General features: G+C 62.8%; 1 protein-coding gene. It reads right to left on the bottom strand.

The features are described 5' to 3' along the window. On the bottom strand, nt 1–1532 hold a 1532-nt coding region (locus tag QZY06_RS16450), incomplete at its 3' end, for an inorganic phosphate transporter (RefSeq protein ID WP_367275664.1). Between the last annotated feature and the right edge of the window lie 325 nt (nt 1533–1857).

Here is a 1857-nt window from a genome sequence, read left to right on the forward strand (position 1 = left end):
AGCGAGCCGGCTAGCGTGATCGACACCGGCAGGGTCAGCACCCAGGCCATCAGCAGGTTGCGAATTGTCGACATCTGCAGGCCGGACTTGTTCGCCGTCATCGTGCCGGCGACGCCGGAGGACAACACGTGCGTCGTCGATACCGGCATGCCGAAGGCATCGGCGGCGCCGATGGTGGCCATCGCCACCAGTTCCGCCGAGGCGCCCTGCGCGTAGGTGAGATGCGACTTGCCGATCTTCTCGCCGACGGTCACCACGATGCGCTTCCAGCCGATCATCGTGCCCAGGCCGAGCGCGAAGGCCACCGCCACCTTCACCCAGGTGGGGATGAAGCGCGTCGCCTTGTCCAGCGAGGATTTGTAATGGTCGAGGGTCTTCGCTTCATCGTCCGAGATGTTCAGGCTCGGCTCCTTGCCGAGGCGCTTCACGGCTTCGGCAGCGATGTACATGTCGTTACGCATGTTGCGGGTCTTGTCGGCCGGCACCCGCGCCAGCGAACCGTATTCGCCGACCTGGTTGTCGATATCGGCGGCCAGCGCCGTCAACGCCGGCACCGTCTGCGGGTCGATCTTCTTGTCGGCGATGTAGCGGGTCAGCGCCGTACGCGGATCGCCTTCGAACGCGGCGGCGCTGCCATGCGAGCTCATGGTCTGATTCATCGCCAGCGTGTTGCCGTGGAACTCGGCGACGTACTGCGCCGGTACCGCGCGATTCAGCGCATAAGCCGTGGGCACGGTGCCGATCAGGATCAGCATGATCAGGCCCATGCCCTTCTGGCCATCGTTGGAACCGTGCGCGAAGCTGACGCCGGTGCAGGTGAAGATCAGCAGGCTACGAATCCACAGCGGCGGCGCCACGCCCGGCTTCGGTGCTTCGTACAAAGCCTTATTGCGAACGAGCACCTTCAAGGCCAGGAACAGCAGCGCCGCGGCGGTGAAGCCGAGCAGCGGCGACAGCAGCAGGGCCTTGCCGATTTCGGTCGCCTTGCTCCAGTCGACACCGGCGGTGCCACTGCGGCCATGCATCAGCGCGTTGGCGATGCCGACGCCGATGATCGAACCGATCAAGGTGTGCGAGCTGGAAGACGGAATGCCGAGCGCCCAGGTCGCGAGGTTCCAGGCGATCGCCGCGAACAGCAGCGCGAAGACCATCGCGAAACCGGCACTGGAGCCGACCTGCAGGATCAGCTCGACCGGCAGCAGCGAAATGATCCCGAAAGCGACCGCGCCGCTGGACAGCAGCACACCGAGAAAATTGAAGAAGCCCGACCAGACCACCGCGACATTCGCCGGCATCGAGTTGGTATAGATGACGGTGGCCACCGCGTTCGCCGTGTCATGAAAACCGTTGACAAACTCGAAGCCCAGCGCGATCAGCAGGGCGATGAACAGCAGGATGAAGGGCAGATAAGTCGTCGCCTGGATGCCCGCAGCGCTGGCATCGACATAGACGCTGTACGCCACATAAAGAATGGCCACGATGACCGACGCGGCAAAGCCGATCGTCCCCGCCACTCCAAGGCCCTGGTCCATGCGCGGTGCGCCGCTGCCAACCGGCCCGATCGTCGTTGTGCTCATCTCGTCCCCCAGTAGTTTCTCGCCCGAAGCTAGCAGCGGCTAATGACACGCATGTGTCACAAAGCGGCTTTCGAAAAGCCGAAATACCGGGAGTTACCCACTCGTGGTTCTGGTTACCCTGAAAGTTACCCAGTTGAAGCCGGGGCCCGAGCGTATTCATTCGGGCTGCCATATATGGCAGGCACAAAAAAAGCCCTTATCTACAGGGCTTTAGTTTTTGCGGGCGCTACTTGAATGATCGAATGGTGGCTAGAGGCGGGATCGAACCGCCGACCTCAGC

The organism is uncultured Nevskia sp., from assembly GCF_903885465.1.
Taxonomy (GTDB): Bacteria; Pseudomonadota; Gammaproteobacteria; order Nevskiales; family Nevskiaceae; genus Nevskia.